A 2,495-nucleotide genomic window follows, 5' to 3' on the forward strand; every position below is an offset into this window, starting at 1 on the left:
TAAATATTGTTGAGGAGATGGTAAACCTAATAGTAGCACAGAGGGCTTACGAAATAAATTCTAAAGGTGTTACAACTGCAGATGAAATGCTTAGAACGATTAGTAATCTTAAAACTTAGTTTTTTTATTAGTTTATTTTTGTTTTCTTATTCTTTTGCAGTTGTAGAGGTTAAACTGAAAAAAATAGCAAATGTTGAAACTCAGCAGATAAAACTTAAAGATATTGCCACAGTAAAAGCAGATAACAAGAACTTTGCAAATTACATATCATCACTTGTTGTAAAAAATATTTCAGCAGATAAAGACAAAATAACTAAAAAAGACATTATAGATGTTTTAAAAAATAATTACGTTAATATTAAAGATGTTGTGATTAAAGGTGATTATACTATAGTAATACTGAAAAAAGTTAAAATAGACAAAGACTTTTTATCTAAAAAAGTAGAAAGTTTTATTAAAAAACATTACAAAAATATTGAAATAGAAAAAATAAGCCCCCCAAACATAAATTTTGAAGTAATTGGAACTCCAAAAATAAAAGTTATTTCAAAAGGTAGTACCAATTCGTACATGTACTTTGATATTTTTATAAATCATTATAAAACATCTGCAAGTGTTAGATATTTCAAAACAACAAAAGCAGTTGTTGCAAAAAGGTACATTCCAAAGGGCAGTATTATAAGTTATGATGATGTTAAGATAGATAAAGTAAAAGCCAAAAATGACGAAAGATACTTCACAAATATAAATAAGTTAATAGGTAAAAAACTGCGGTTTGCAGTAAAAAAAGGACAGCCTATTACTTTAAAATATTTAGAAAAAGAATATTATGTATTTAGAAATACAAATGTTGAAGTTTTATATGAGAAAAACGGATTTAGAATAAGACTTTTAGGAAGGGCACTTGAAAATGGAGAACTTGGAGATTTGATTAGAGTAAGAAACACATCCTCAGGGAAGGTAATATTATGCAAAGTAATTGGAAAGAACAAGGTAAAATTTATTTCAGGAATGGATTAGTATTATTTGCAATATTTTTATTTGTATCTTGTGCTGAAAAAAAAGAAACGTATAAACCTTTTAACCCTAAACCTCCAGAAATTGTTGATGAAAACATAAAAACACCGCCCGGTTCTTTATATACCGGATATGACAACCTTTTTTCTGATGATAAAGCTTTGAGAGTTGGTGATACTATAACCATAAAAATAACAGAAAATATATCTGGACAAGGAAGTGCTCAAAGCGATGCCAAAAAAGATACAAATTTAAATTACGACCTTCCATCTCCCACATGGCTTGGTAAAAATCTTGTAAAGAAAACCCCAATTGCAGGAATGACAGCCAAATCATCAGATAGCTTTAAAGGTTCAGGTAGTACAAAAAGACAGGCTAAACTTATTGCTACAATAACAGCAAGGGTTGTTAAGGTTTATCCAAATGGGAATTTGTTTGTTGTAGGGAAAAAAATAATAAGAATAAATGATGATACTCAGATATTAAAAATATCTGGGATAGTAAAGCCAACTTATATACAGCAGGATAACTCTGTTGATTCCTCAAGAATTTCTGATATGTATGTAGAGTACAATGGAAAAGGGTATATAGCTGACCATCAAAGACCTGGATGGCTTGCAAGATTTTTAGCTAAAATATGGCCGTTTTAGGAGTAAAAATGTTTAAAGCTGTATTTTCACTGTTAGTTATATTGCTTATAGGCTTTGCAAATGCAGACAATAAGGTAAAGATAAAAAATGAAGTTAATGTACTTGGTGTAAGAGGGAATTATCTTGTTGGATACGGCATAGTAGTAGGTTTAAACGGAACAGGTGATGGCACGACAAGTATTTTTACCCTTTTGAGTATTGCAAATATGCTGAGAAAAATGGGTGTTTATATAGACCCTCGCCAAGTTAGAACAAAGAATGCAGCAGCAGTTATAGTTACAGCATCACTGCCCCCATTTGCAAAAAGCGGTATGAGATTTGATGTAAATGTCAGCTCACTTGGTGATGCGAAAAATATAGGGAATGGTGTTTTAATCAGAACTCCATTAAGGGGACCTGACGGTAAAGTTTACGCATTTGCACAGGGACCTGTTTCAACAGGAGGAGGATTTTCTGAATCAAATAAAGGTGGAAAAATAGTAAAAAACCATCCAACTTCAGGAATTGTAGTAAACGGTGGAATAGTAGAAAGAGATTTGCCGTTTTCCTTTGAAAACCAAAACAAAATTGTTTTAACATTAAAAAATCCTGACCCTGATATTGCTACTGAAATTGAAAATGCTGTAAATAAATATGCTGGGAAAAAAATTGCATCTGCAAAAGATGTATCTACTGTTGAAATTAAAATACCTAAAGATGTAAAAGATAAAGTATCTTTTCTATCAGATATTCTTAACTTAGAGATAAATGTTGACAATGAACCGGTGATTGTTATAGATGAAAGAACAGGTACTGTTATAATGAGCGGGGAAATAAAACTTGATACTC

The 2,495-nt window shown here is 30.8% G+C and carries 4 protein-coding genes; all 4 read left to right on the plus strand.

What is annotated here, in order from left to right:
* A partial coding sequence (locus HG1285_RS19175; protein WP_343122639.1) for a flagellar basal body rod C-terminal domain-containing protein occupies positions 1–119 on the plus strand: 119 nt, incomplete at its 5' end.
* Between the two features lie 19 nt (positions 120–138).
* Positions 139–1,020 carry a flagellar basal body P-ring formation chaperone FlgA gene (gene flgA, locus HG1285_RS04565; protein WP_198005456.1) on the plus strand — a complete coding sequence of 294 codons (882 nt, stop codon included), beginning with the start codon at positions 139–141 and terminating at the stop codon, positions 1,018–1,020.
* A complete protein-coding gene (locus HG1285_RS04560) occupies positions 969–1,667 on the plus strand; it encodes a flagellar basal body L-ring protein FlgH (RefSeq protein ID WP_008288609.1) in 699 nt (232 codons plus the stop codon). The genes flgA and HG1285_RS04560 overlap by 52 nt, the downstream gene beginning before the upstream one ends.
* An 8-nt stretch (positions 1,668–1,675) precedes the next feature.
* Positions 1,676–2,495: flagellar basal body P-ring protein FlgI (locus HG1285_RS04555; RefSeq protein ID WP_032496925.1), on the plus strand; the 820-nt coding region annotated here is incomplete at its 3' end.

Source organism: Hydrogenivirga sp. 128-5-R1-1 (assembly GCF_000171895.1).

Coding starts and splice junctions, on each gene's coding strand:
- HG1285_RS04560 (WP_008288609.1), top strand. CDS start 969: ATGCAAAGTAATTGGAAAGAACAAGGTAAAATTTATTTCAGGAATGGA.